This is a genomic window from Bradyrhizobium sp. BR13661 (assembly GCF_029892425.1).
In the GTDB taxonomy this organism is placed as follows: Bacteria; Pseudomonadota; Alphaproteobacteria; order Rhizobiales; family Xanthobacteraceae; genus Bradyrhizobium.
Window position 1 is genome coordinate 132,509 of the sequence record NZ_JARXWB010000005.1, and the last position, 25,895, is coordinate 158,403.

A 25,895-nucleotide genomic window follows, 5' to 3' on the forward strand; every position below is an offset into this window, starting at 1 on the left:
GCAATTCCTCAGGGCTAGCCGACAAGTTGGGTGACCGACAGCAGCGCGGTCATGACTGATACGATCAAGCCGCCGACAACGGTACTTATGGTAACGATGGCGAGCGGCCCAATGATACCGACGATGCGGTCGAGGCTGCGCTGCAGCTTCGCCTCATAGAATTCGGCGACGCGGCCCGCAAGCGATGGCAACTGGCCGGTTTCTTCGCCCAGTCGCAACATGCGGACCGCCATTGGCGGAAGATTGTTCGACGCCGAAAGAGCATCCGACAATTTGCCGCCGTGACGCACACGGTCCGCAGCTGCCGACCACGTCACCACGCTTCCAGTGACCGCCATGATATCGACCAGGATGCGCAGCGTTGCTGAGAGATCGACGCCGCTGCCGAGAAGAACGCCGAGATTACGGCAGAACAGCGTAGTCCGGTAAAACTGAAAGATGCTCGCAATCCCCGGAATCCGGGAGACCGCGCCCACGACGGCCGCGCCAGCGCCAGGGCGGCGTAGCAGCCACCAGACCGCCGCGACGAACAGCGCCGAGACGGTCAGAACCTCGGTCGCGTTGCCACGAAGAAATTCCGACAAATGGATGAAAACGCTCAGCGCCGAGTCCGACTTCCCACCGAAATCCTGCAGCACCGAAGAGAACTGCGGGAGAACGAACAGAATGAAGAACAGCATCACAACGAACGCTGCGACCAGAACGAAGGCCGGGTACTGCATGGCGTCGGTCAATTTACGACGCATCGCTTCCGAGCGGGCTCGCTCCGCGCCGAGCAGTTCGAGCACTTTGTCGAGCGTCCCTGACACTTCTCCGACGCGAACGAGCGCAACATACATTGGCGGAAACAAAGTCGGATGATTGCCGACCGCCGCGGCGAGACTTTCTCCGCTCAGAAGCGCGGCTCGCAACTTTCCCACCACGGGACGCAGCCTGCCGACGTCCGCGTCGCCGGCGAGCAGCTCGAGGGCGTCGTCCAGACGGGCGCCCGCCTTGAGCAGCAGCGCCAGATCCCGCGTGAACGTCGTCACCTCCGCAGGGCTTGGTCGATTGAAAAACCCGAAGCCGGATGCAGCTGCGTCCGGCTTCTCCTGGACCGTTTCGATCGGGAGCAGTTGTAGATATTCGATCCGGCGCGCGACCTCGGCTGCCGTGGGGGCCGCGAGCGTGCCGTGCACGATCTCGCCCTTCTGCGTCAACGCACGATAGCGGAAGTTCGGCACGACGTCACCGTATCGTTGTGACTCGGAGGATCTCCTCCGGAGAAGTCAGGCCTTGGCGGCATTTGGCAATACCGTCGTCAAGCATCGTCGTCATTCCATCGGCAATCGCCATCTCGTCGATATGCCGGCCATCGGCTTTCTCGCCGATGAGCTCGCGGAGCTCCTTCGTCAAGACCAGGACCTCAAACACGCCCAAACGGCCACGGTACCCTGTACCGCCGCATCTTTCGCAACCGCGCGGCCCCTTGAACTCTTCGCCTGCCTTGAATCCGAGTGCGCCCAGCCGGGGATCATCGTCGAGATCGGCCTCGGTCAACGTCTTCGCCACCTTGCAGCGGTCGCAGAGCTGGCGAACCAGCCTCTGCGCGATGACAGCCTGCAAAGTCGACCGCAGCAGATATCCTTCGACACCGAGATCGAGCAGACGGGGCACGGCGGCGGCCGCTGTTTCCGTATGCAACGTCGTCAATACAAGGTGTCCGGTCAGAGCGGCATGGATTGCAACATGCGCCGTTTCAGAATCACGCACTTCGCCGAGCATGATGACGTCTGGGTCCTGACGCACGAAGGAACGCAGCGCGGCAGCAAACGTCAACCCGATCGCCGGCTTGATTTGCGATTGGTTCACACCGGGAATTTCGTACTCGACGGGATCCTCGATCGTCAGGATTTTCCGGGTTGGCGTGTTCAGGATCGACAAAACCGTCGCAAGCGTCGTCGTCTTGCCGCTTCCGGTCGGACCGGTAATGACGATCATGCCGTGAGGCAGGGTCAACATTCGCCGGAGCTTGGTCTCGTCTGCCGGCGAGAATCCCAGTTTTTCGACAACCAGCAGACCGCGGTCCTTCGGCAGGATACGGATAACGGCGGACTCCCCATGCTGCGTCGGCATGATCGCAACACGAATATCAATCTCCGAGCGGCCGGCCCGTAACCGGGCAGATCCGTCCTGCGGCAGGCGCCGCTCGGCGATATTAAGACTGGCGATAATCTTGATACGCGAGATCACGGCCTGCGGTAACACGCCTGACGGAGCCGCGACGGGTCGCAGCAGACCGTCGATGCGCATGCGAACCACAAGCCCGGCATGAATTGGCTCGATATGGATGTCGCTTGCGCGCAGCTCGACCGCTTTCTCCAGAAGGTCGTTGACCGCGCGCACCACGGGCGCACCGCTCGCGAGATCGCGCAGACTTTCGATATCGTCGTCACGCGGCCGGAATGCTTCCTCGCCCTCGCCCTGGATCTGGGTGTCGTTACTGCCGAGACGCTGATCGAGGGCGACTGCGATGTCTTCGAATGACGCAACCTTGACCGCGATGTCGGCTCCGAGAACGATCTGGGCGGCACGCATGGCGGCCGTTTCGGCGGGGTCCGCCACCGCGAGCAATGCTTTCCCCTCGGCAGACCGATAGGGAAACACCGTCATCTCGCGCAGAAAGCGTGGCGCAAATGGCTGAATCTCGGCAACAGCGGCTAGCATTTCCTGGAGTGTGACGCGCTCCAGGCCATAAAAACGTGCGACCTCATCCGCGAAATCGCTCGACGAAAGATTGGTATGCTCCCAGAGCTTACCGGGAAGTTCGCCTCGCGAATGGTCGGAGGCCGCTTGCTCGGCGAGTTCGGCGTTGCTCGCCGTCTTCGTCAGATAATTCTTCTGACGAAGATGCTCAACGAACCGCATTGAATCGTCGCTGGCCATCCATCTTTTCCAGTTTCGCCGGTGCACCGAGGCATCATCTCGGAATGTTTTTCGGACACGTCGCCTGCCCGCTCATTTCCGATCACCAGGCCGGCCTCGACCATGCGGTTAGGCGCGCCCGCTGGTCACACGGCACGTGCCTGCGGGTGTCGTGCAGTCGATCACTCGCCGCCAATATCGATCCGAACTGTGACATCTGCACGAAATCGCGGCAGGTTTGCTCATTCAAACGTGCTTGAGAGCCCAAGCCGTCTTCGCCCCGCCGGCAACCTGGCCCGCCAACTATTAGTGTCACATTTAGCCGCTAATAGAAGCGCTCCCAACATCGACGCTCATCCAATGTCGATCTCATAACTGGAATGGCGAAAATATGGTACGAGTCGGCCGAGTAAGCCGGTACCCGCGAATTGATCGCGCCTTGTCCGTCATTCTGCTGTGTTCCACTGGCCTTCTGACGTCCTGCAATTCAGCAACGATTGCGACGACCGACGCTAACGACATTGACGTGCTCAACAAGGTTCGTTCGCTGGATATCCTCCCCCGCACCCCCCAGGAGGTGGAGCCGGCACAGCGCAATGTCGGCCAGCGGGGCCGCGGAGCCGTTTACAACGGCACAGAGGTCGTCGAAGTCGCCGAAAATCGCGCGCAACCAGCCGCGACTGGCAGCGGCGGGGGGTTCGACCTCAACTTCGAGAACACGCCGGTCGCCGCGGTGGCGAAAGTCATTCTCGGGGACATCCTCAATACCGGTTACACGATTGATCCGAGGGTCCAGGGCACCGTCAGCCTCGTTTCCGTCAAACCGGTCCCGAAATCGGACATCATCTATGTCCTTGAAAACGCCCTTCGGATCAGCGGCGTCGTGCTGGTCCGCGATACCGCAGGCTATCGGCTGACGCCGCTCGGCGATGTCGTCGGTTCAGGCCGGGTCGATGCCGTCGCGAGCAGTCCAGAACCCGGCTACGGCGTTTCCGTGGTGCCGTTGCAGTATGTTTCGGCGCAAACGTTGCTGAAACTGATGGATAGTTTTGCGACAAAGGCGGGAGCGGTTCGTGCCGATGCGACACGGAACATCCTGCTGATCCAGGGCAGTGGCGCCGAGCGTCGCGCAGCGGTCGAGACCGCGCTTAGCTTCGATGTCGACTGGATGAAAGGTCAATCTGTCGGAATATATCCGATCACCAACAGCAGCCCGGAACCTATCATTGCCGAACTCGAAAAGATCATGGATTCCGGCGATAGCGGCCTGAGCCATGACGTGGTCAAGTTTCAGACCATCGCGCGCCTGAATGCCGTCATGGTCATCAGCAGAAAGCCAGCTTTGCTCAGCACGGCCGCAACCTGGATCAGGCGTCTCGACAATGCGGATACGGCGAGAACGAGCGTTCACGTTTATCATGTGAAATACGGCGAAGCGCGCCAGATTGCCCGCGTGCTGACCGATATGTTTACGGGAAGCTCGTCTGCGTCGCTCGATACTGCGAGCAGCCAGCTCGCGCCCGGCTCTGGCGGGAGCACCTCCAGCGCGGCGGATCGACTGTCGCTGAACAGCAACTCGTCGTCTTCAGCAGGCGGCTTGGGAGGCGCGCGGGCCGGTGGGCTCGGCGGTAGCGGCGCAACAAGCGGGACAACCGGCTTCGGCGGTGCACAGTCGGGGTCCAACTCCCCCTTTGGCGCCACGGACAGCACTGGCGGCAGCACGGGAGGCGGCGGCAGCGGAAAGGGAGTATTGCAGGGCGTCCGTATTACGGCCGACGTCGTCAACAACACACTGCTCATTTACGCCGATCAGGCGAATTACCGGATCGTGGAGGCGACGCTGGAGCAGGTCGATCGCCCCCAGCTTCAAGTTGCCGTCGATGCGACGATCGCCGAGGTAACTCTCACCAACGAGCTCGCCTATGGCGTGCAGTTCTATCTGACCAGTCACAACATAGGCCTGAGGCCGGACCAGGGCTCTGCTCTTAACACCCAATCGACCGGCACGAGCGCGGCCAGCGCTGCCGGTGCGGTCGCGAACGCATTCATCAATCGTGCCCTGCCGGGCTTCAACTTCCTGATCGGTTCGGAGGCGCAGCCAAATGCGATTCTCGACGCGCTGCATACCGTCACCAGTGTAAGGGTCTTGTCGAACCCGTCGCTGGTCGTGGTCAACAATCAGGTCGCGACGCTTCAGGTCGGCGATTCCGTACCGGTATCGACCGGAAGCGCCACGGTGTTGACGACGGCGAACACGGTCGTGAATACGATCGACTACAGAAACACCGGCATCATCTTGAAGATTTCCCCCCGCATCAACGCCAACGGAAACGTCAGGCTCGATGTCGAACAGGAGATCAGCAATGTCTCGGCAGCAACCGCTGCCAGCCTGACGCCGACCGTTTCCGAGCGGAAGGTCAAGAGCGCGATTACCGTGGCGTCTGGCCAGACGGTATTGCTGGCGGGCCTGATCAGCGAGCAGCAAACCGGAACCCGCAACGGCATCCCCGTGCTCGATGATATTCCCGGATTTGGCGATGCGTTCTCCCATCAGGACAAGAAGAACACGCGTACCGAGTTGATCATCTTCATACGTCCCCAGATCATCCGCGACGGTACGGATGCACATTACGTTGCCGAGGAACTGCGGTCGAAATTGCGCGGAGACATAGGTGTGAGCGCGGTCACTGGCGCGCCCGTGCGCTAACGGAGTGGTCGAAATTCGCGGCGCGTATTGTATCAAGCCTCTCGATGCGAAGATTCGGAATCAAGGGACCAGCAGAGCGAAAGGCCGAGGTCAGGTCAGTGCGACGGATTATACCGATTTTGTTTCTCGTCATTTGCTCGTTGAGCGCGGGCACGGCACGGCCGGCTGCGGCTGACGGAGTGAGCCGCGCATCTGCCGCCTATGCCAGACGCGACTACCTTCGCGCCGTGAATGAATTAATCCCTCTGGCGCAACGGGGAGATGCCAGGGCACAGGCCCTGCTCGGCTTTATGTATGAAAACGGGTTCGGTGTCCCGCAGGCATACGATGCTTCCGCCGATTACTATCACCGAGCCGCCGTGCAGGGCGACCCGTTCGGACAGAGCCGGCTCGGGCTAAGCTATGACAAGGGCCACGGCGTGCCGCAAGACTTCGTCCTGTCCTACAAATGGCTCGACCTCGCTGCCGCCCATGCGGTCTCCAAGCGCGAACGGGACTTCTACCTCAGGCTTCGCAATGCCGTGGCCTCGAAAATGTCGTCCTCCCAGATCGAGGCAGGACAGCGGCTCGCTCTTAACTGGATGCCCGGACGCTGGTGACCAAGAAATGGGCTGCCCCGCTCTCTAGAAGCGGCGCCCGACAAGTCTTGGTTGCTGCTGAGGGATTCAAACTGTTGATCGTGAAGACGATTGCGCGCAGTCAGCTGCAGATTCTCGGCGAAGCGTCCCGATCAGGCTCCGGAAGCAGAGCTTTTTGCGCATAACGAGTTCTGAGCATTCCGGCCTGTGGGATGCATGGTGACCCTGCACAACTGCCACGAAACTCCGGCCGACACACCGCAGCAAAACTGTTGCAATTGTGCTCTATCTAACATTTTAACGTTATCTCTCGACCAATAACGTTATTTCGCGTGATGTCCTCATGTACCGCTACACTTTTGCCAGGAGCAATCCGTCGGATGAGTAAACCTGTCGCACTAATCACCGGTATAACCGGACAGGATGGTGCATATCTCGCGGACTATCTGCTTCGGCGCGGCTATACCGTTCATGGCATCAAGCGGCGCTCGTCCTCGTTCAACACCGCGCGCGTCGATCATCTCTACCAGGACCCGCATCTCGGCGACGTGCCGTTCCTGATGCATTACGGCGACATGACGGATTCGACCAATCTGATCCGCCTGGTGCAGCAGATCCGCCCGACCGAGATCTACAATCTCGCCGCCCAGAGCCACGTCGCCGTCAGTTTCGAGAGCCCGGAATACACCGCCAATGCCGATGCCATCGGCGTGCTGCGCCTGCTGGAGGCGATCCGCATCCTCGGCATGGAGAAAGAGACCCGGTTCTACCAGGCCTCGACCTCGGAGCTCTACGGCCTGGTGCAGGAGATCCCGCAGAAGGAGACGACGCCGTTCTATCCGCGCTCGCCCTACGGCGTCGCCAAGCTCTACGGCTACTGGATCACGGTGAACTACCGCGAAGCCTACGGCATGTTTGCCTCGAACGGCATCCTGTTCAACCATGAGAGCCCGGTCCGCGGCGAGACCTTCGTCACCCGCAAGATCACCCGCGGCGTGGCGCGCATCGAGGTCGGCCTGGAGCAGACGCTCTATCTCGGCAATCTCGAGGCCAAGCGCGACTGGGGCCATGCCAAGGATTATGTCGAGGGCATGCACATGATCCTGCAGGCCGACAAGCCCGACGACTTCGTGCTCGCCACCGGCGAGACGCGTTCGGTGCGCGAGATGGTCGAGATGTCCTTCGCCCAGGTCGGCCGCCGCATCGAATGGCGCGGGCAAGGCGTCGACGAGACCGGCATCGATGCCGTCAGCGGCAAGGTCGTGGTGAAGATCGATCCGACCTATTTCCGCCCGACCGAGGTCGATCTGCTGATCGGCGATGCCAGCAAGGCGCGGCAGGTGCTGGGCTGGAAGCCGAAGCGAAGCTTTGCGCAGCTCGTCGAGGAGATGGTGGCGAGCGATCTGGCGGAGGCCAAACGGGATGTCGCGAATGGCAAGCGTACCGTTTGAGCTGAAGGGCAAGAGCGTCTACGTCGCCGGCCATCGCGGCATGGTCGGCAGCGCCATCGTGCGCCGGCTCGCGCGGGAAGACGTCAAGCTCGTCACGGTTGACCGGCGCGAGGTCGATCTCTGCAACCAGGCCCAGGTGTTCGACTGGTTCGGACGCGTGCGGCCGCAAGTGATCTTCATGGCCGCAGCAAAAGTCGGCGGCATCGTCGCCAACAACACGCTGCGCGCCGAGTTCATCTACGACAACATCGCGATCACGGCGAACGTGATCCAGGCCGCGCACGTCAATGGCGCCGAGAAGCTGATGTTCCTCGGCTCGTCCTGCATCTATCCGAAGCTGGCGCCGCAGCCCTTGCGCGAGGACTCGATGCTCACGGGCCCACTGGAGCCGACCAACGAGCCCTACGCGATCGCCAAGATCGCCGGCATCAAGATGGCGGAGGCCTATCGCAGCCAGTATGGCAGTAACTTCATCAGCGTGATGCCGACCAATCTCTACGGCCCCGGCGACAATTACCACCCCGAGCTGAGCCACGTCGTGGCCGCGCTGATCCGGCGCTTCCACGAAGCGAAACTGTCAGGTGCGAAGAACGTCGTGGTGTGGGGCACCGGCACGCCGCGGCGCGAGTTCCTCTATGTCGACGATATGGCGGATGCCTGCGTGCATGTGATGAAGACCCATTCGGGCAGCGAGCTGATCAACATCGGCACCGGCGAGGACATCGCCATCGCCGAGTTCGCGCTCCTGGTCGCGGAGATCGTCGGCTATCGCGGTGAGATCAGTTTCGACACCTCGCGGCCCGACGGAACGCCGCGCAAGCTGCTCGATGTCAGCAGGCTCGACAGGCTCGGCTGGCGCGCGACGACGTCGCTCGAGGATGGCTTGCGGCAGGCCTATGCGGCGTACCTGTCGAGCCATTCGATCGCAGCGGAGTAGCAGGTGCCCTAATCGGCTAACGCTCTAGCCGTTATCGGGACGCCTCGGCGGTGCCCCGCGGTGCGCCCGCAATTCCTCTTCGTATTTCAGCTTTTCCAGAAGCGCGTCGGTGACCAGGCGTCGCAATTGTGCGTTTTCGAGCTCCAGGCGCTTGATCGCTTCTTCCGAATTTGCATCACCTGGCGAGTGCAGCCGGCCTGCCGTTTCCTGGAGCCCTCTGTTCATGGTCGGCTGGTGAGACTTGAGCATCTTTTTCCAGCGGTGATAGGTCATCACGCTCACGCCGAGTGCGCTCGAAATCTCACGTTGGGTCTTGCCCTTGGCCACGAGATTGTCTGCCTGCGCAAGCTTGACCGAAATCTCCTCCAGGGCATGCCTCTTGCCAACCATAACGGTCCTTTCCGACCTCGAATCCTGGCAGCTGAGAAATGAGTAAACGCGAATTGTAAATCTTTTCAATAGGGCCGGTTCTAATGGCGCGCGTCGAGAGGCTTTGCCCGTTAGCGCTAATGGTGCGCGAAAAATCGGGAGTGAACACCTAAAGACCACAGAACCTATCCCGAGTTCACAGTACGTTTTGTGAAACCGCGTTCGCGATGCATTGCAACAAAGCCGTCTGGTATCATCGTACGTCGCGTGGCCGCGGCTCTAATGCCGTATCCCCCCTCGATCATCGATGCACACGAGTTAGACACCGAGCCATCCTCCCGGTCTCCGCGAACTGGCGCGCTCGGAGAGATTCGAACTCCCGACCCTCGGAATCGAAATCCGATGCTCTATCCAGCTGAGCTACGAGCGCCTGCCCCGGGTAAGGGCAACAAACCGAACTGCCTCGATCGTACGCTGGTAAGCCAGCACACCGTTCGGATCGACTCGAATTAGCAGAGAGGCCAGACAATAAAAAGCCCTTCCCGCCTCATTTCGAGACGGATCAAGGGCTCTATCACCAAGTCGTATTGAACAGGCCGAAATGCGGCTGCTGTGCCACCAGCATCATCGGCTGACCGCGCTGCGGTGCCGGATGCGCCCGGGCGACCTTGCGCTTCGGTTGGGCCGGAGCCTGGACCTGCTGCTGCGGCTGGGCCTGCGGGACCTCGGACTGAGCCTGCGGCTTTGCTTCGGCCTTCCTGGCGGCGGCCACGTCAGCCTTCGGCGTAAACTGCGCGAACGTCTCGCGCACACGCGCCTTTGCGGACATGTCAGCCAATGCATCAGCTTGCACCGTCGGCTGGGGGGCCGCGACGGCAGCCGTCTTCATCACGGGGGCAGCAATCGTCGGCTGGCTGGTATCGAGCACAACCCGTTCAGGCAAATGGCGATCGGACCGGATCCGGATCGTTGGCTGGTCGTAGCTTGCAACCCCAACGGTCTGCGCAACCGGCGTCGTCGGCCAGACGAAATCCGCCGCGAACAACAGTGCCAGCAGCGCTCCACCGACGAACATGAAATACCGAAAGATGGGCATCCAGCGCGCTCCGCCCCCCGCATCCCCGCGTGGGCTCTTCGCCTTAACCGGCGATCCTTTAATTGGTTCCTACGCCCAGCCTTTGGTTCAAGTGGCGACGCCAAGAATTTTGGCCAAGGGGTAAGAACGGTAACTTTTCCGCTAGCGCAATGTGTGGCCCTTTAGGCGCGCTGCGCCGTGACCAGCGAACACTTCGCCTGATCGGCGTTTACATTGACGAAACCGATGGGGATACGCGCAAACGTCTTGCGGCTCTTCATGCCGACCATGTCGGGGATCACCCGGCTGCGGTCAGTCAGGTGGCTCCCGTCGCGCCGCGTGAAGGCGCAGACGATCTCGACATCCTTTACGGCATAGTCATTGTCATTTCGCACGGTGAAGGTCACGAGCGCCTTTGAACCGAGTCCGCCGCGACGCCAGGTCTGTGACGAGATCTTCATCCGCTCAAGCCCGGCGGCTTCGGCTGCGGAGGTATCCGAGGCTGACGCGGTCGGAGCCGGATCGAACCTTGCCAGCGCCAATTTCACGGGTTCGGTCTGCGCGACGTTGCCTTCGGAGGGCGGCATCAGCAACCAAAGGGCAGCACCGACCGCGCTCGCGGCCAGCAGCCACAACACGCCTCGCTTGAGCCAAACGCCTGCGGCCGGCTGGACGCGCTGCCGTTCCTCGCCGTTCCCGACGAAACGTCCCAGTCCGGTCCGGTGTATCCCTAATTTCATGGGTGCGTGACTCGCTCCTTCTTCAATCCGCAAGGCGCACTAGGGTTCCCGCGACAGCGCGAATCTCAGCTAGGAGCCATGGTAGCGATCGTCGATGGGGATCGCTAACATGCGCTGCAACATCGCAAGGACCATCGGGAGGAATTGAAATGCCAGTCGTCGTCACCTGGGATCACATCCATCTGCGCAGCCCGGATCCGGAAGCGACTGCGGGCTGGCTGCGCGACATCCTCGGCGGCGAGATCGTGCGCGCACCGGGACGCATCGACGTGAATCTGGGCGGCGCAAGGATCTTCATCGCGCCGCTCGAAGGCGACAAACCTGTCGGCCCACCGCCGCCGCATCCCCATCAGGGTCTCGACCATTTCGGGCTCACGGTGAAGGACATCGACGCCGTCGCGGCCGAGATCAAGGCCAAGGGAGTGACGTTCACGCGCGAGCCGACAACGATCCGGCCGGGCGTCCGCATCTGCTTCATTCGCGGTCCCGAGGGCATCTCCGTCGAACTGCTCGAGCGCGACAAGAAATACACCTGAGGTCGCGGGCGAGCCGCTTTGCGGCTAGGTCATGCTACCGGGCATGAAGCAGCGGATGGTGACGCCCATGTAGCCGTAGATCGGCCATACCATGGTACGTCCGACCCGGTTCGGCTCCGAGATCACGGCCTCCTCCGGCACGTCGACCCAGACGAGTTCCTGCTCTCTGCCCTCGATGACATAGCCGAGACGTGGGATGCGGACACGATAGTGCCCGTTCTTGCTTTCCCAATCGGAGTCTGAGATCGCCGACCCGTCGGCATCGGAGCAGCATGGCCCCTTGCCGCTGCGCAAGCCGTCGAACCAGGCCTTCAGCTCGGCACTGGTGTTGACGAACTGGCCGCGGTCGCGTGCGTGCCCGAGAGGGGCAACGAGCGCGATCAGCGCCAGCGCACAAGCAAGACTTGCCGCGCTTTGCCATCGTAGGGAACGGCCCAACCGCCGTCGTTGTGTATCGCAAATCGTTAGACGCGCACTGTACAGACGCGGCTCATCGCCGCCGGAATCGATCCAGTTGCTCACGTTGGTCTTGCTCCAGCACCCCGCGGCCAGTGCAACAATGGTTATGCATTTCGCGGGCCAACTCTGATTCGTAACGACTGGCCTCGCTGCATGATGAGACCGTCATATCCGCATCACACGCAAGCCGGGACAATTACGGTTCGCGTGCCGGAACAGGACAACCCTGCAGGCGAAACTGCCGCGTTGCGCGGGCGCTTGCGCTTTGGCATAAAAGCTTCACCGGTTACGCCATTGGGCGATGGCGGCCGGCCGACGGGACGTTATGAAGAACGGCCTCTATTCGATTCACGTGAACCTGCTCGATGGTCGAACAGGCAAGGGCAGCGGCGTGATTCTTTTTCGCGACGGCAAGATTCTTGGCGGCGATGCCTACCTCTATTACACCGGCAGCTACGTGGTGAAAGACGACCACACCTTCAAGGGTGAGGTGCTGGTGCAACGGCACACCTCGCCGCGCGGCGACGACAATCCGCTGTTCGGCGGTCCTGCCCCGGTCGGTATCGGCGTCAGCGGAACCTACACGGACACCCGCGCGGAGATGACCGGCACGGCGCTGGTCGGCAAGGCCAGCCTGATTTTCGGCGCGACCCTGCACAAGCTTGCCGAGGCCGACTAGCCACAGACCTATTCGGCAGCCTGCTCCAGCGGCGCTGTGCGCGGCAGGATCATCTGGATGCGCGTGCCGCCACCCGGCTCGGAATCGAGATCGAGCCGCCCGCCGAGCCTGTTGGTGACGATGCTGTAGACGATATGCAGCCCGAGGCCGGTGCCGCCCTGATCGCGCCGCGTCGTGAAAAATGGATCGAAGGCGCGGCGGCGCACGTCGAGGCTCATGCCGCAGCCATTGTCGGAGACGATGACCTCGACATTGTCCTTGCCGGACTCGCGCACCTGGATGTCGATGATGCCAGGACGTCCGTCCGGGAAGGCGTGCGCCACCGCATTGAGGAACAGATTGGTCAGCACCTGGCCGTAGGGGCCGGGATAGCTGTTCATGGTCAGATTGGGCTGGCACTCGACGTTGAGCGTCAGGTTCTGCTTGCGAAGGCCCGGGCGCAGGCTCATCACCACCTGCTCGGTCAGGTCGGCGAGGTCGAACGTACGCTGATCGGAATAATTGCGGTCGGCCGCGACCTGCTTGAACGACTGGATCAGCTCGGCGGCGCGGTTGAGATTGGAGACCAGCTGCGAGGACGCATCGCGGCTGGTGTTGAGGTAGTCGTTGAGCGTCGAGCGACGAAGCTCGCCGCGCTCGACCTCGGCGCTGAACATCGCCGTCTTGCGCTCGAGCGCAGAGGCAACCGTGAGGCTGATCCCCACGGGATTGTTAACTTCGTGGGCAACACCGGCAACCAGACGGCCCAGCGCCGCGAGCTTCTCCGCCTCGATCAGCGAGGCCTGGGTCTCGCGCAGGTTGCGCAGTGCGGTTTCGGCGGCGTCCTTGGCCTTTCGCATCTCCTGCTCGCCGCGCTTGCGTTCGCCAATGTCGAGCGCGACGGTGACGATCCGCTCGATCTCGCCATCGGCATCGAGCAGCGGTAGCTTGTTGACCAGCCATTGCCGCATGTGGCCAGAGGAGTCCTTGTACTCCTCCTCGTAGAATCCAAGCCCCTTGCGGAGCCTCAGTACATTCTTGTCATTCTCGTCGGTCTTGGCCGCGCCATAGCGCGACATCAGATCGGCGGTGGTGCGGCCGAGCGCGTCGCCGGGCTCGATGCCGAAGATGCCGGCCATGTAGCGGTTCATCAGCACGTAACGGAGGGCGCGATCCTTGACGTTGATCACGGCCGGCACGGTGTCGATAACCTGCTGGAGCAGGCGCCGGCCTTCGGCGATGGCGTCTTCCGCCCGCTTCTGGTCGGTGATGTCGCGCAGCGTGCCCTCGTAGCGGACGATCGTGCCCTGCTCGTCCCGCACACCGGTCGCGCTGTCCGAGAGCCAGAGGATGTTGCCGCTGCGCTGGCGCACCTGGTACTCGAACTCGCGCACCATGCCGTCGCGATGCATGAGGCGCTGATATTCCGCGCGCGCCTCGGGATGGACGTAGATGGTGTGGGCGATGTCGTTGATGCTGTCGATCAGATGCTGCGGGCTGTCGTAGCCCATCATCCGCGCCAGCGCCGGATTGGCGTTGAGAAGATCGCCTGATGGCGTCGTCACGTAGATGCCGTCGACCGAACCCTCGAACAGCTTGCGATAGCTCTCCTCGGCCAGCCGCTGCTCGGTGAGCGCGCGCACCGCCGCCTCGCGCGCCGTGTCAGCTTCCTCCAGCGCGCGGCGGAACACCTCCGCCGCACGTGCGATGTCGCCGATCTCGTTGTTGAGATCGGCCGACGGGATCGACGTATCCTTCATGCCGGCCGCCAGCGCGCGAATGGAGCGCGCGATCTGGGCCAGCGGCCGCACCGTCCGTCCCACCACGAAGACGGCGGCGAGGATGCCGATCAACACGCCCATGCTGCCGAGCACGATGCTCTGCCAGCGCGCCTCCGCGAGCGTCCGGGCGAAGTCGCGCGACAGCACGTGGCCGCGACGGTCGCTGACGTCGCGGAGCAGTTCGGTGACGCGGCCGATCAGCCGGCCCTCGGTTCCCAGCACCTCGCGGTCGATATCGGCGATCTGTCGTTCGCGAACCGCAACCGCGATGATGGCATCCGCGTAATCGTTCACGATCGACTTCAACCTGCTATCGGCAATGTCCATCGTCCGCATGCTCTGCGCAGCCTGCTCCGCTGCGGACGGATTGCGTGCCAGCAGCCCGAGCGCAATACGGCTCTGGGCTTCGGACAGGCGCGCCGCGAGCTCCCGGTCCCCGCTTTGGGAGACCGCCGCATCGAACTGGTCGCGCAGCGGCGGCAGCCCGGCAAGCAGCTGCGCACGGCGATCGATCAGGGTCGAGATCCGCTCCAGCCCGCTGCGATAGGTCGCAAGCCGCTCCGAGACGCCGTCGATCATGTCCTGTTGCTCGGGAGCAAGCTCGATGCGGGTCTTCTTGAGGATGTCGCTCAGGGTCGAGGCAGCTTCGCCGACCTGCTTGAACTGGATGCCCGCTCCGGGATCGGTGACGAAGTCACGCGCGGCGAGCCGCAAATCGTTCATGCGGCGGTCGATGTCTTCGGCGAGATCGCCGACACTTTGCAGCCGCTGGAGTTCGGCGAAGGTGGCATCGATATGCCGGATCGCGATCACGCTGGCGGTCGAGGTGACGATGATCACCGCCAGCACCAGGATGAAGCTGCCATACGTCATCTGGCCGATCGACAGCGAAAATGATCGCTTCGGCGGCGGATTCGGTGGCGTTTCGGCAGACATGGGGGCGGAACCGGACTCCATACCGCTCCAATATACGCTGTATCGCCCCTCCGGGGGAACATGGCTCCGCCAGTCGGAACAGGCTGTTTTTCATGATGGTTTAACGACGGCCGGCCGCCGGGCCGGAATCGTCATGGCGGCGACGCCGAGGACGACGCAGGCAAGGCCGATCCAGGCCGTCCGGCTCAGGGTCTCCCCCAGGAAGGCAACGCTGATGGCGACCCCGATCGGGACGCGCAGGTAAGCCTGGGCGGTGGTGCCGACCGAGCCGAGGGTCTGGATCAGGCGGAAGTAGATCGCGAAGGCGGCTGCGGTCGAGAACACTGCGAGCGCCAGCAGCGCCAGGACCGAGCTTAGCGAGGGCGACAGCGTCAAGGGCTGCTCGAGCACCAGCGAGGCCGGGATCAGCACGGCCGCGCCCGCCAACAGCGAACCGGCCGCGGGCGCCATCGGGTCGAGGCCCTTGAAGCTCCGGCCGAAGATGGCGGCGCAGGCGTAGCAGATGGTGGCTGCGACGATGGCCGCTTCCGCGACCAGGCCGCTGCCGACGTCCTGGATCGCATCGACGCCGACGATCAGCAGGATGCCGGCCATGCCGGCGACCACGCCGAACAGTTTTCGCGGGGTAGTCGCCTCGTGGCGGGTGACGATCGCGGTGAGCAGGAAGGTGAAGATCGGTCCGGCCGAATTGAGGATGGTGGCGAGCGACGCATCGACATGCCGCTCGCCCCAGGCGATCAGGGTCCAGGGGATGACGCTGTTGAGCACGGCCTGGAACGCGAAGCGCTGCCAGGTCGCCGCGTCCGTGGGCATGCTGACGCCCCTCGCCCACATGACGGCGAGCAGCAACAGGCCCGCAACCGTCGTGCGCGCGGCGATCAACGTGATCGGCGGGATGGTGGCAATGCCGAGTTTGATGAATGTGTAGGAACCGCCCCAGAGCGTTGCGAGTGCGACCAACAGCGCCAGCTCGACGGCGATATTGGTCTCCTGTCGGTTCTCCATCGCGCGCTCCGTCCACCCGGGAATGGACGGACTCTAGCGCGCCCGGGGTCGCCAATACTTCGCTCGACGTCGAAGTGTCTTAGCCGACCGCGCCGACCTCGAACACCTCGCCGTCATAGCCGGCCTCGCGGGGAATGCGGAGCTGACGGCCACTTTCTGTTTTCGTCATCACGGGCATCACCGTGACGATCGACAGGCCCTTGGCATGGTCGAGTGCAGATTTCACCGTCGGCTGCTTTGCCAGCCGGATCAGATTGCGCGTGGTCGGGAATGGCAGCTTGAAGCGGCCGCTCTCCCCACCCTCCACCGCCTCGCGTGCCGAGATCCAGATCGAATCGGTCGACTCCCGCCCGTCATGCGCGCCGAGCTGGTCGGGTGGCGCGGCCGCCAGGAAGAACCAGGTGTCAAAGCGCTTCGGCATGCCTTCCGGCGTGATCCAGTGCGCGTAGGGCACGAGCGTGTCGAGCGCGAGCTGCAGACCCCTGTCGGCCAGAATGCTCAGGAAGCTGATCTTGTGCTCGTTGAGCGCGACGCGGTGCGCATCGGCAATCTCGCCGGCGCGCTTGGCATCAACAGGCGTGTTCGAGCCCTTCGCCCGCGCCAGTAGAATGCCGCTCTCTTCAAACGTCTCGCGGATCGCGGCGATGCGAAACCCGCGGTCCGCCTCGCTGAGGCCCACGCCGCCCGAATAGAGATCAGCGCGGGCGACGATCTCCTGATCGCCGGCGTCGACGCTGCCGCCCGGAAACACCAGCGCGCCCGAGTTGAACTCGATCTGATGATGGCGAACCATCATGAAGATTTCCATCTCGCCGCGGCCCTTGCCGTCGGCCTTGGCGCCGTCGCGGAGCAGAAGAATGGTCGAGGCCGGGCGTGACGCTGATGTCTCGGGCATTCAACTAACCTGCCGCGCTGGATTGCGGGCCGAGATTGGCGCGCTTGTCGAAACGGGCGACGCGCGACAAGAGATAATCGACTTCGGCCTTCGCCGTCGCCGTCATCGTCGCGCCCGGCTTGCGCTGCGCGCTGGAAGCGATGATGCCGCGCTTCTGCAGCACGTATTTGCGCACGGTCAGGCCGACGCCGGGCTGCTGCTCGTAGCGGATCAGCGGCAAATGCGCGTCGAACAGATCGTGCGCGGCATCACGCTTGCCGGCCTTGGAGAGGTTGACGACGTCGATCAGAAGCTCGGGGAATGCATAGCCGGTCATGGCGCCGTCGGCGCCGCGCTCCATCTCGAAGTCAAGGAAGGTGCCGCCATTGCCGCAGAGAATCGAGAGCGGGCGCAGCGAGCCGTCCTTCTGGAAGCCGCGCAGCGTCGTGATCTTCTCCAGGCCCGGCCAATCCTCGTGCTTGAGCATCACGCAGTTCGGATTGTCCATGACGATCTTGCGGATCACGGCGGGGGTGAACACCACCGTGAGCGTCAGCGGATAGTCCTGGAGCACCCAGGGCACATCAGGACCGATCGCCTCGGCCGCCTGCTTGAAATAGCCAACAATCTGGTCGTCGGTGCGCAGCGACGGCGGCGGCGCAATCATGACGCCGGCGGCGCCCGCGTCCATCGAGGCTCTGGCCAGCGAGCGCATGGTGGCAAAGCCGGGCGCCGAGACGCCGACAATCACCTGCATCTTCTTGGCGCGCTTGACGTAGCGCACCGCCACCTGCTCGGCTTCAGTGGCATCCAGCTTCGGCGCCTCGCCGAGGATGCCCAGCACCGTGACGCCGTCGCAGCCGACTTCGTCGTAGAAATCGGTCAGGCGGTCGATCGAGCGCTCGTCGATCCGGCCGTCATCGTGGAACGGCGTCGGCGCGATTGCGAAGGTGCCCTTGGCGTCGGCGGTCAGTTTCATCGTCGTCCTTGTCTCTCTGTCGTGTGGCTAAAACCGCCGCGCGCCCATCTTGATCTGCTCCTCGGAGAAGAAGATCTCCTTGGCATGCTCCACGATGTCCTGGGCGTTCCAGCCCGTGTGCGGCGGCTTCCAGCCTTCCATTTCCATCATCCGCATCTCGCGCACGCCGCGGGGCCCGGACACGCCCAGCACCTTGCCGGTCTGGTCGCCCGACAAATCGCTGACCATGTATAGCACGGCCGGCGCGATGCCGTCCGGCCCCAGCGCCGCGCCGGGGTTCTCCTTATAGCGGGGCAGGTCTGCGGTCATGCGGGTCAGGGCGCCCGGGGCCAGCGTCCAGATCCGGATGTTGTACTTGCGGCCCTCGATCGCCAGCACGTTGGACAGGCCCCAGATGCCGCCCTTGGCAGCTCCATAATTGGTCTGGCCGAAATTGCCGATCAGGCCGGAGGTCGAGGAGGTGTTGACGATGACGCCGCCGCCGTTGTCCCGCATCCAGCGAAACACCGGCATGGTGCAACAAAAGGTGCCCTTCAGATGCACCTTGATGACCTTGTCCCAGTCAGACTCAGACGCCCTGGCAAAGGTCTGGTCGCGCAAAATGCCGGCATTGTTGACCAGGATGTCGGCGCGCCCGAAATGCTTGATGGCGTCGTCGAACACCGACTGACCGCCTTCCATGGTGGAGATGTCGGCGCCATTGGCGACCGCCTTGCCGCCTTCGGCCTTGATCGCGTCCACCACGAGCTGCGCCATCGACTTGTCGGCGCCGGAGCCGTCACGGGGCCCACCGAGATCGTTGACGACGACCGAGGCCCCTTCCCGCGCGAACAGCTTTGCGTAGGCCTCACCGAGCCCCCCGCCCGCGCCGGTGATCAGCGCAACCTTGCCGTCGAGTAGTCCCATGGTGGCTTCTCCCTGATTTTGTTGTTTCGTGTCCCGGACGCGATGCAGCGTGAAACGCTGGGACGCAGAGCCGGGACCCTGTTCTTTGTTGCGGCGCTCTGGGCCCCCGGCTCTGCAGCGCACCGCTGAAGGAGCGCTGCGCTGCGTCCGGGGCACAAGACCTTGCTAACCTAGCACCGTCTTGCCGTTCTTGATCACCGTCACCCCGCGCGACTTCACCTTGGCTTCGAACGAGATCACGTTGCCGTCCTTCCAGAGGTCCATGGTCACGGTCTCGCCGGGATAAACGGGCGAGGAGAACCGCGCGACGTGCTGGCGGAAGGCTGAGGCGTCGTAATCGGCATAGGTCTGGAGCACGCCGCGGCAGGTGATGCCGTAGGTGCACATTCCGTGCAGGATTGGACGCGGGAAACCGGCCTTCTTCGCAAACTCCGGATCAGAATGCAGCGGATTGCGATCGCCGCAGAGCCGATAGACCAGCGCCTGGTCGGGGCGCGTCACGATGTCGATGGTCTTGTCGGGCGCCCGCGTCGGAATCTTGTGCGGATCGGGCTGGGTCAGGTTCGGCCCGCCAAAGCCGCCATCGCCGCGGGCGAAGCGCGAGGCAACCAGCGTCGCCAGCCTCTCGCCCTTCTCGTTCTTCAGCACGGTCTGATGGGCGATGACGACGCCCTTGTCCCTGCCCTTGTCGTAGACCTCGAGCACGGAGGAGTCGGCGGTGATGTTCGCCGCCACCGGCAGCGGCTGGTGGAAGGTGATGTCGCGCTCGCCGTCGACCACCATCACGCGGTTGAGGTTCATCTCACCAGGACCCGAGCCCCAGGCCGCGACGGACGCAAAGGTCGGCACGACCTTGAGCGGTCGCGGCGTCAACGTGCCTTCGTTGACGAAGGCGAGCTCATTCTCATCCATGGGATCGGCGCCGAGGCCGATGCCGTAGGCGTAGAGCATGACCTCGCGATCGGCGTAGCTGTATTTCTGGCCGAGGTTCTTGAGGCCTTTGAGTTCTTCGTATCTGGCGGACATTTTGTCGGTTTCCTCCCAGTGGTGCTCATCCTCATGGTGAGGAGGCGCTCTTGCGCCGTCTCGAACCACGAGGATGCCCGAAACGTTTCTTCGTCGTGGCCATCCTTCGAGACGCTTGCTTCGCAAGCTCCTCAGGATGAGGACCGTCCTAGGCCACCGTGAAGAACGGCAGCGGGGCCCCATCCGTCGGCTTGAACACCACTTTCACCTTCTGGCCGATCTTCAGCTTCTCGAGATCGCAGTCGACGAAATTGGTTTGCACTGACGGTCCCTCCTTCAGCGTGACGTAGCCGATCGCATAGGGGCCGGTCGGCGACTTCCGCATCAGGCTCCAGGTGTAGATCGTGCCCTCGCCCGACGCTTCCTCCCACACCGTCTTGTCGGAATAGCAGAACGGGCAGATCGAGCGCGGGAAGTAATGCGCTTCGCCGCACGCGGTGCAGCGCTTGATCATGAACTTGCCCTGCTTGGCCGCGTCCCAGAACGCGGCGGTCTCCGGATTGGTCACCGGGGCCGGATACTTTTTGGCTTCACTCATCACACGCGCTCCAGAATGGCAGTCGAGGCAGCGTGGCGAACACCCAACAGGCCGCCGGTGCCGTGGGCGATGGCGAGATCGCAATTCTTGACCTGCACCTTCGGATGCGCCTCGCCGCGCAGCTGCCTGACGGCTTCGATGATCTTGGTCATGCCGCCGCGGTTGACCGGATGGTTGCTGCAGAGGCCGCCACCATCGGTGTTGAACGGCAGCTTGCCGACACCAGAGATCAGATTGCCGTCGGCGACGAACTTGCCGCCCTCGCCTTTCTTGCAGAAGCCGAGGTCCTCGAGCTGCATCAGCACCGTGATGGTGAAGCTGTCATAGATCGAGGCGTATTTGATATCCTGCGGCGTGATGCCGGCTTCCTCGAACGCACGCGGGCCGGACCAGATGCCGGCGGAGTACGTGAGATCGAGATCCTTGCCGCCGCGCGGGCCCTTCATGGCCTCGCCATGACCGATCAGCTTGACCAGCGGCTTCTTCAGGCTCTTGGCGATCTCCGGCGTCGTCACGATAAGCGCGCCGCCGCCGTCGGAGACGACGCAGCAATCCATGCGATGCAAGGGATCGGAGATCATCGGCGAGTTCAAGACGTCCTCAACGGTAACGACGTCCTTGAGCATCGCATGCGGATTGTATTGCGCGTGATGCGAGGCTGCGACCTTGATCCAGGCGAGCTGTTCGGAGGTGGTGCCATAGTCGTGCATGTGGCGCATGGCACACATGCCATAGGCATTGTGCGTGGTCGCGCCGTAAGCGGACTCGAAATCAGCTTCCGCGCCGGCCGCACGCGGCGGCATCGCGCCGGTGCGCGGCTTGCCGGCGAGCGTAACAAGCGCGATCGAGCACTTGCCCGCCGCGATCGCCTCAGCCGCGTGACCGAGATGGATGATGTAGGAACAGCCGCCGGTCTCGGTGGAATCGACGTGGCGCAGCTTTTTAGTGTTCAGCCCGAGATAATCGACCATCGGCCAGGCACCGCCGGGCGCATCGCCCGCGCAGAAATAGCCGTCGACATCGTCCTTGCTGATCCCGGCATCCTCGATCGCACCCTTGGCGACCTCGGCATGAAGCTGGGCGGTGGATTTGTCCGGCGCATGCCGGGTCGGGTGTTCGTAGATCCCGGCAATATAGGCCTTGCCCTTGATGGTCAAAACAGAGGTCTCCGCTCGCGTTTCTTATGGCCCTGTTTTTCTGAACCGCACCGGCCTGATTGGCAAGCGCGGAAATATTCCGTCGGGCGAGAGGGGTAGCGAGTTGGCGCAATTGCCCGCTCCGTCATACATCGCGCGCCGCCTCCACACCGTCATTACAAGCGCAGCGAAGCATCCTCGCGGCGCATCTCGCCCGAGCTTTTGCGTCCTTCTCGCTCCCTCCGGAAAAGAGGGTGCAGGGAAGACCGGGTGCCGGCTGGGCACCCACGGTCCGCTGTGCGCAAATGCGCGAAAACAGGTGCACAGCGGCATACAGGTGCGGCCCAACAACCGGCCTTCCCTGCGCAGTGGCTTTACGGCTTATGTCGCGCTCTCCCCGGGGAGCGATGCACTATTGCCCCCGTCGCCCTGCGAGTGACCCGCAAGACTTGACGCACAGACTCCGGGCGTCAGGACCACACGATTTTGCCGTACGCGAGACCGCGCCCGTCGTGCGCACGAGACAATCCCCCGCGCGACGCAGCCCGCGTCCACCGCCACTCACCCCGCGTTTCGTGACGATCGCGATACGCCCCTTGAGAGGGATGAGGTGGCGGATTGATACGACAATTCCGAATTTCGGTAAAGGAGAATATTTTTGAGTGTGCGGATTGACCCGCTGCTTGTGTGTTTCGCCCGACGGGCGACACAAGGGGCGGTGTCGTTGGGTGGGTTACGCCTTTCGAACTGCGCTTTGCGCAGTTCGAAAGGCTAACCCACCGTACGAAGCACCCTACTCGGCTGCGATCTGCCGTGGCGCCGGCGGCGGGCTCGCCAGATCGGCAGCGAGCTGCGCGTAGCGGGCCTTGGCGTCGGCGACGGCCTTCTCCTTCACCGGTCCGTAGCCGCGGATGCGGTCGGGCAGCGACAGGAGCTCGACCGCGGTGTCAACAGTGACCGGCGACAACAGGCCGAGCACGGTGGCGACGTCCTTCTCATAGCCCGCGATCAGATCGCGCTCGAGCTTGCGGTCGGCGCTGCGGCCAAAGATGTCGAGCGGGGTGCCGCGCAGGAATTTGAATTTTGCGAGCACGCCGAACACCTTCAGCATCCAGGGGCCGAAGGCGCGCTTCTTCGGGCGGCCGAGCGCATCGACACCACGGCTGAGGATCGGCGGCGCCAGGTTGAAGCTGAACTTGTAGTCGCCCTCGAACTGGTCCTGAAGCTGCTTTGCGAAGGCGCCGTCGGTGAAGAGCCGCGCGACCTCGTACTCGTCCTTGTAGGCAAGCAGTTTTGCGTAGTTGATCGCGACCGCGCGCGGCAGCGCATCACCGTAGGCACCCTTGACCGCGGCGTCGCGGACCTGGTCGACCAGCTTGCGGTAGCGCTTGCCGAGGCGGCCGTTCTGGTAGGCGGTGAGATGCTTGGCCCGATGTTCTATGATTTCGTCGAGCGTCATGGCATCCAGCGTCTTGAGCGCTTCGACCTCGTCCGTCCCCTTCAGCATCTCGGCAAGGCGCGCGGGATCGGCGACCGCGAGGCGGCCGAGGCGGAAGGCTTCCTTGTTCATCTTGATCGAGACGCCGTTGACCTCGATGGCCTGCTCGATCGCTTCCGCCGACAGCGGCAACAGCCCCTTCTGATAGGCATGGCCCATCATCATCATGTTGGTGGCGATGCTGTCGCCGAGCAGCTGCTCGGCCGGCTTGGTGAAGTCGAAGAAGACGGAATCCTTGTGCAGCGCCGTCTCCAAGAGGCCGTTCAGCTTGCGGGTCTGGAAATTGAAGTCGCGGTTGAGCACGAAATCGGCGGTCGGGATGACATGGCTGTTGATGATGCCGCGGGTGCGGCTGGTGTCGCACAGCGAGATCGTGTCCTTGGCAACCGCGACCACCTCGTCGGCGGCGAGCACGACGTCAGCCGTGCCGGTGACGATGCGCGAGCACGTCACCTCGGCCGGATGATCCGAGAGACGCACGTGGCTGAGCACCGCGCCGCCCTTCTGGGCGAGGCCGGACATGTCGAGGATCATCGAGGCCTTGCCCTCGATATGCGCGGCCATGCCGAGCAGTGCGCCGATGGTGAGCACGCCGGTGCCACCGACGCCGCCGACCGCGATGTTGTAGGGCTTGTCCAGCGACGGTTTTGAGGCGGGCTCGGGAATTGGACCGATGTCGCTGAGATCAGCCGGCGCGCGATGGCGCGGCTTGCCGCCGTCCACGGTGACGAAGGACGGGCAGAAGCCCTTCAGGCAGGAATAGTCCTTGTTGCAGGAGGACTGGTTGATGGCGCGCTTGCGGCCGAATTCGGTCTCCAGCGGCTCGACCGAGATGCAGTTCGACTGCACCGAGCAGTCGCCGCAGCCTTCGCAGACGGCCGGGTTGATCATGACGCGGCGCGCCGGATCTTCCATCAGGCCGCGCTTGCGGCGGCGGCGCTTTTCGGCGGCGCAGGTCTGCACGAAGACGATCGCCGAGGTGCCCTTGTACTCGCGGCACATCTTCATGACACGATCGAGCTCGTCGCGATGATACTTCTTCACGCCGGGCGCAATGGTATCGGCCGGATAGGCATCGGGGTTCTCCGAGACGAGATAAATCTCGCTGATGCCCTCGGCGTGAAGCTGGGCCATGATCTTCTGCGGCGAGAGATCGCCGTCATGGCGCTGGCCGCCGGTCATGGCCACCGCATCGTTGTAGAGGATCTTGTAGGTGATGTTGGCCTTGGAGGCGATCGCCTGTCGGATCGCCAGGATGCCCGAGTGGAAATAGGTGCCGTCGCCGAGGTTGGCGAAAATGTGGTTCTCGTTGGTGAAGGGCGCGATGCCGACCCACGGCACGCCCTCGCCACCCATATGCGTAAAGGTCTCGGTCGAGCGGTCCATCCACAGCGCCATGAAGTGACAGCCGATACCGGCGAGCGCACGGCTGCCTTCGGGGACTTTTGTGGAGGTGTTGTGGGGGCAGCCGGAGCAGAAATACGGGGTGCGGGAGACAGGCGCCGTAGGGATCATCTGAGACGCCTGGCGGCCGTTGAACCAGTCGGCCTTGGCGCGGAGCATCTCCGCGATCTCGGGGTTGAGATTCAATCGAAGAAGTCGCTCGGTGAGCGAGGTCGCAAGCGAGGCGACGCTGAGCTCGGCGGAGAAGGTGAGAAAACGCTTGTCGTGCTCGTCCATCTTGCCGACGATGCGCGGACGGACGTCGTCGCGCCAGTTGAACAGCTCCTGCTTGACCTGGTTCTCGACGATCTCGCGGCGTTCTTCGATGATGAAGATCTCTTCGAGGCCGACCGCGAACTGGCGGACGCCTTCCGGCTCCAGCGGCCAGGGCATGCCGATCTTGTAGAGACGAAGGCCGATTTTTGCGGCGACCTCCTCGGTGATGCCGAGCTCGCGCAGCGCCTGGCGGACGTCCTCGTAGCTCTTGCCCGAGGCCATGATGCCGAAACGAGCGTTCGGCGAATCCATGGTGACGCGGTTGACCTTGTTGGCGCGGGCAAAGGCGATCGCGGCAAAGCCCTTGTAGTCCTGCAGCCGGCGGTCCTGCTCGAAGCGGTCGTCGGGCCAACGCAGATTGAGCCCGCCGGGCGGCAGCTCGAAATCCGGGGGAATGATGAAGGGCTTCATCTCGTCGGTGAGGTCGATCTCGGCGGTGGTCTCCACCGTCTCCGTGATCACCTTCATGCCGACCCAGCAGCCGGAATAGCGCGACATCGCGATGCCGAGCAGGCCCATCTCGATCATCTCGTGGATGCTCGAGGGATAGAGATACGGCATCAAGGCCGAGATGAAGGCGTGGTCCGACTGATGCGGGACGGTGGAGGACTTTGCGCCGTGGTCGTCGCCGGCGAGGCACAGCACACCGCCGTTCTTGGCCGAGCCGGCGGCATTGCCGTGGCGGAAGACGTCGCCGCAGCGGTCGACGCCGGGGCCCTTGCCATACCAGATGCCGACCACGCCGTCATATTTCGCGCCGGGCGAGAGGTTGAGCTGCTGCGAGCCCCAGACGGCGGTCGCCGCGAGATCCTCGTTCACGCCGGGCTGGAATTTGATGTTGTACTGCTCGAGGTGCTTTCGTGCGGCGAAGAGCTGCTGGTCGTAGCCGCCGAGCGGCGAGCCGCGATAGCCGGAGATGAAGCCCGCGGTGTTCAGCCCCGCGGCGCGGTCGCGCCTGATCTGGGCCATGGGCAGACGGACCAGCGCCTGGATGCCGGTCGTGAAGATATGGCCGGTCCCTTGGGTGTATTTTTGATCGAGACTGATCGGACCCTGGTTGATGCCCATTCTTGTCCTCTTCCG

The 25,895-nt window shown here is 63.2% G+C and carries 21 protein-coding genes and 1 tRNA gene; 6 read left to right on the forward strand and 16 right to left on the reverse strand.

The annotated features are described in order from the left end of the window. Window positions 1–14: 14 nt before the first annotated feature. A complete protein-coding gene (locus tag M2427_RS10275; RefSeq protein WP_280706164.1) occupies window positions 15–1,223 on the reverse strand; it encodes a type II secretion system F family protein in 1,209 nt (402 codons plus the stop codon). Window positions 1,224–1,227: 4 nt separating this feature from the next. Then, complete coding sequence (locus tag M2427_RS10280; protein WP_280706165.1) at window positions 1,228–2,925, reverse strand: GspE/PulE family protein; 1,698 nt, start codon at window positions 2,923–2,925, stop codon at window positions 1,228–1,230. Window positions 2,926–3,295: 370 nt separating this feature from the next. On the opposite strand from M2427_RS10280, the gene gspD reads away from it, so the two are divergent. From gspD to M2427_RS10300, 4 genes are all read left to right on the forward strand, one after another. Further along, a complete protein-coding gene (gene gspD, locus M2427_RS10285; RefSeq protein WP_280706166.1) occupies window positions 3,296–5,611 on the forward strand; it encodes a type II secretion system secretin GspD in 2,316 nt (771 codons plus the stop codon). A gap of 44 nt (window positions 5,612–5,655) precedes the next feature. Continuing rightward, entirely contained in the window at window positions 5,656–6,210 is a 555-nt protein-coding gene (locus M2427_RS10290; RefSeq protein ID WP_280706167.1) for a tetratricopeptide repeat protein, read from the forward strand. A 359-nt stretch (window positions 6,211–6,569) separates the two neighbouring features. Beyond that, window positions 6,570–7,640: a GDP-mannose 4,6-dehydratase gene (gene gmd / locus M2427_RS10295; RefSeq protein WP_280706168.1), complete on the forward strand. Its 1,071-nt coding sequence runs from the start codon at window positions 6,570–6,572 to the stop codon at window positions 7,638–7,640. After that, window positions 7,621–8,577 carry a GDP-L-fucose synthase gene (locus M2427_RS10300; RefSeq protein ID WP_280706169.1) on the forward strand — a complete coding sequence of 319 codons (957 nt, stop codon included), beginning with the start codon at window positions 7,621–7,623 and terminating at the stop codon, window positions 8,575–8,577. The genes gmd and M2427_RS10300 overlap by 20 nt, the downstream gene beginning before the upstream one ends. A gap of 24 nt (window positions 8,578–8,601) precedes the next feature. Here the strand turns inward: M2427_RS10300 and M2427_RS10305 are convergent, their stop codons facing one another. The 4 genes from M2427_RS10305 to M2427_RS10320 form a co-directional block, all read right to left on the reverse strand. After that, window positions 8,602–8,904 carry a helix-turn-helix domain-containing protein gene (locus M2427_RS10305; protein WP_348521922.1) on the reverse strand — a complete coding sequence of 101 codons (303 nt, stop codon included), beginning with the start codon at window positions 8,902–8,904 and terminating at the stop codon, window positions 8,602–8,604. A gap of 395 nt (window positions 8,905–9,299) precedes the next feature. Further along, window positions 9,300–9,376: transfer RNA gene (locus tag M2427_RS10310), tRNA-Arg, on the reverse strand. Window positions 9,377–9,520: 144 nt separating this feature from the next. Beyond that, the gene (locus M2427_RS10315; protein ID WP_280706171.1) at window positions 9,521–10,042 is read right to left on the reverse strand and encodes a hypothetical protein; all 522 of its coding nucleotides are present in this window, start codon (window positions 10,040–10,042) and stop codon (window positions 9,521–9,523) included. 161 nt (window positions 10,043–10,203) lie between these two features. Further along, window positions 10,204–10,761: a hypothetical protein gene (locus M2427_RS10320; protein WP_280706425.1), complete on the reverse strand. Its 558-nt coding sequence runs from the start codon at window positions 10,759–10,761 to the stop codon at window positions 10,204–10,206. A gap of 149 nt (window positions 10,762–10,910) precedes the next feature. On the opposite strand from M2427_RS10320, the gene M2427_RS10325 reads away from it, so the two are divergent. Further along, a complete protein-coding gene (locus M2427_RS10325) occupies window positions 10,911–11,297 on the forward strand; it encodes a VOC family protein (RefSeq protein WP_280706172.1) in 387 nt (128 codons plus the stop codon). Between the two features lie 24 nt (window positions 11,298–11,321). Here the strand turns inward: M2427_RS10325 and M2427_RS10330 are convergent, their stop codons facing one another. Then, a complete protein-coding gene (locus tag M2427_RS10330; RefSeq protein WP_280706173.1) occupies window positions 11,322–11,819 on the reverse strand; it encodes a hypothetical protein in 498 nt (165 codons plus the stop codon). Window positions 11,820–12,081: 262 nt separating this feature from the next. Between M2427_RS10330 and M2427_RS10335 the strand changes: the two genes are divergently transcribed. Next, entirely contained in the window at window positions 12,082–12,435 is a 354-nt protein-coding gene (locus M2427_RS10335) for a GrlR family regulatory protein (RefSeq protein WP_280706174.1), read from the forward strand. Window positions 12,436–12,443: 8 nt separating this feature from the next. Here M2427_RS10335 and M2427_RS10340 read toward each other — a convergent pair whose 3' ends face one another. The 9 genes from M2427_RS10340 to M2427_RS10380 form a co-directional block, all read right to left on the reverse strand. Next, window positions 12,444–15,131 (reverse strand): PAS domain S-box protein, encoded by a 2,688-nt coding sequence (locus tag M2427_RS10340; RefSeq protein ID WP_280706176.1) that lies wholly within the window; start codon window positions 15,129–15,131, stop codon window positions 12,444–12,446. A 90-nt stretch (window positions 15,132–15,221) separates the two neighbouring features. Then, window positions 15,222–16,136, reverse strand: coding sequence for a DMT family transporter (locus tag M2427_RS10345; RefSeq protein WP_280706177.1), 915 nt, complete (start codon window positions 16,134–16,136; stop codon window positions 15,222–15,224). Between the two features lie 79 nt (window positions 16,137–16,215). Further along, window positions 16,216–17,031 carry an NUDIX hydrolase gene (locus tag M2427_RS10350; protein ID WP_280706178.1) on the reverse strand — a complete coding sequence of 272 codons (816 nt, stop codon included), beginning with the start codon at window positions 17,029–17,031 and terminating at the stop codon, window positions 16,216–16,218. Between the two features lie 4 nt (window positions 17,032–17,035). Next, window positions 17,036–17,989, reverse strand: coding sequence for a dihydrodipicolinate synthase family protein (locus M2427_RS10355; RefSeq protein ID WP_280706179.1), 954 nt, complete (start codon window positions 17,987–17,989; stop codon window positions 17,036–17,038). Between the two features lie 27 nt (window positions 17,990–18,016). Further along, window positions 18,017–18,895: an SDR family oxidoreductase gene (locus tag M2427_RS10360; RefSeq protein ID WP_280706180.1), complete on the reverse strand. Its 879-nt coding sequence runs from the start codon at window positions 18,893–18,895 to the stop codon at window positions 18,017–18,019. Window positions 18,896–19,060: 165 nt separating this feature from the next. After that, entirely contained in the window at window positions 19,061–19,921 is an 861-nt protein-coding gene (locus tag M2427_RS10365; RefSeq protein ID WP_280706181.1) for a MaoC family dehydratase, read from the reverse strand. Window positions 19,922–20,069: 148 nt separating this feature from the next. Further along, window positions 20,070–20,459, reverse strand: a complete 390-nt coding sequence (locus M2427_RS10370; RefSeq protein ID WP_015685453.1) for an OB-fold domain-containing protein — start codon at window positions 20,457–20,459, stop codon at window positions 20,070–20,072. Further along, on the reverse strand, window positions 20,459–21,616 hold the full coding sequence (locus tag M2427_RS10375; RefSeq protein ID WP_280706182.1) for a thiolase domain-containing protein: 1,158 nt from the start codon (window positions 21,614–21,616) through the stop codon (window positions 20,459–20,461). Before M2427_RS10375 ends, M2427_RS10370 begins: the two co-directional genes overlap by 1 nt. A 772-nt stretch (window positions 21,617–22,388) precedes the next feature. After that, a complete protein-coding gene (locus tag M2427_RS10380; RefSeq protein WP_280706183.1) occupies window positions 22,389–25,880 on the reverse strand; it encodes an indolepyruvate ferredoxin oxidoreductase family protein in 3,492 nt (1,163 codons plus the stop codon). Window positions 25,881–25,895: the final 15 nt, after the last annotated feature.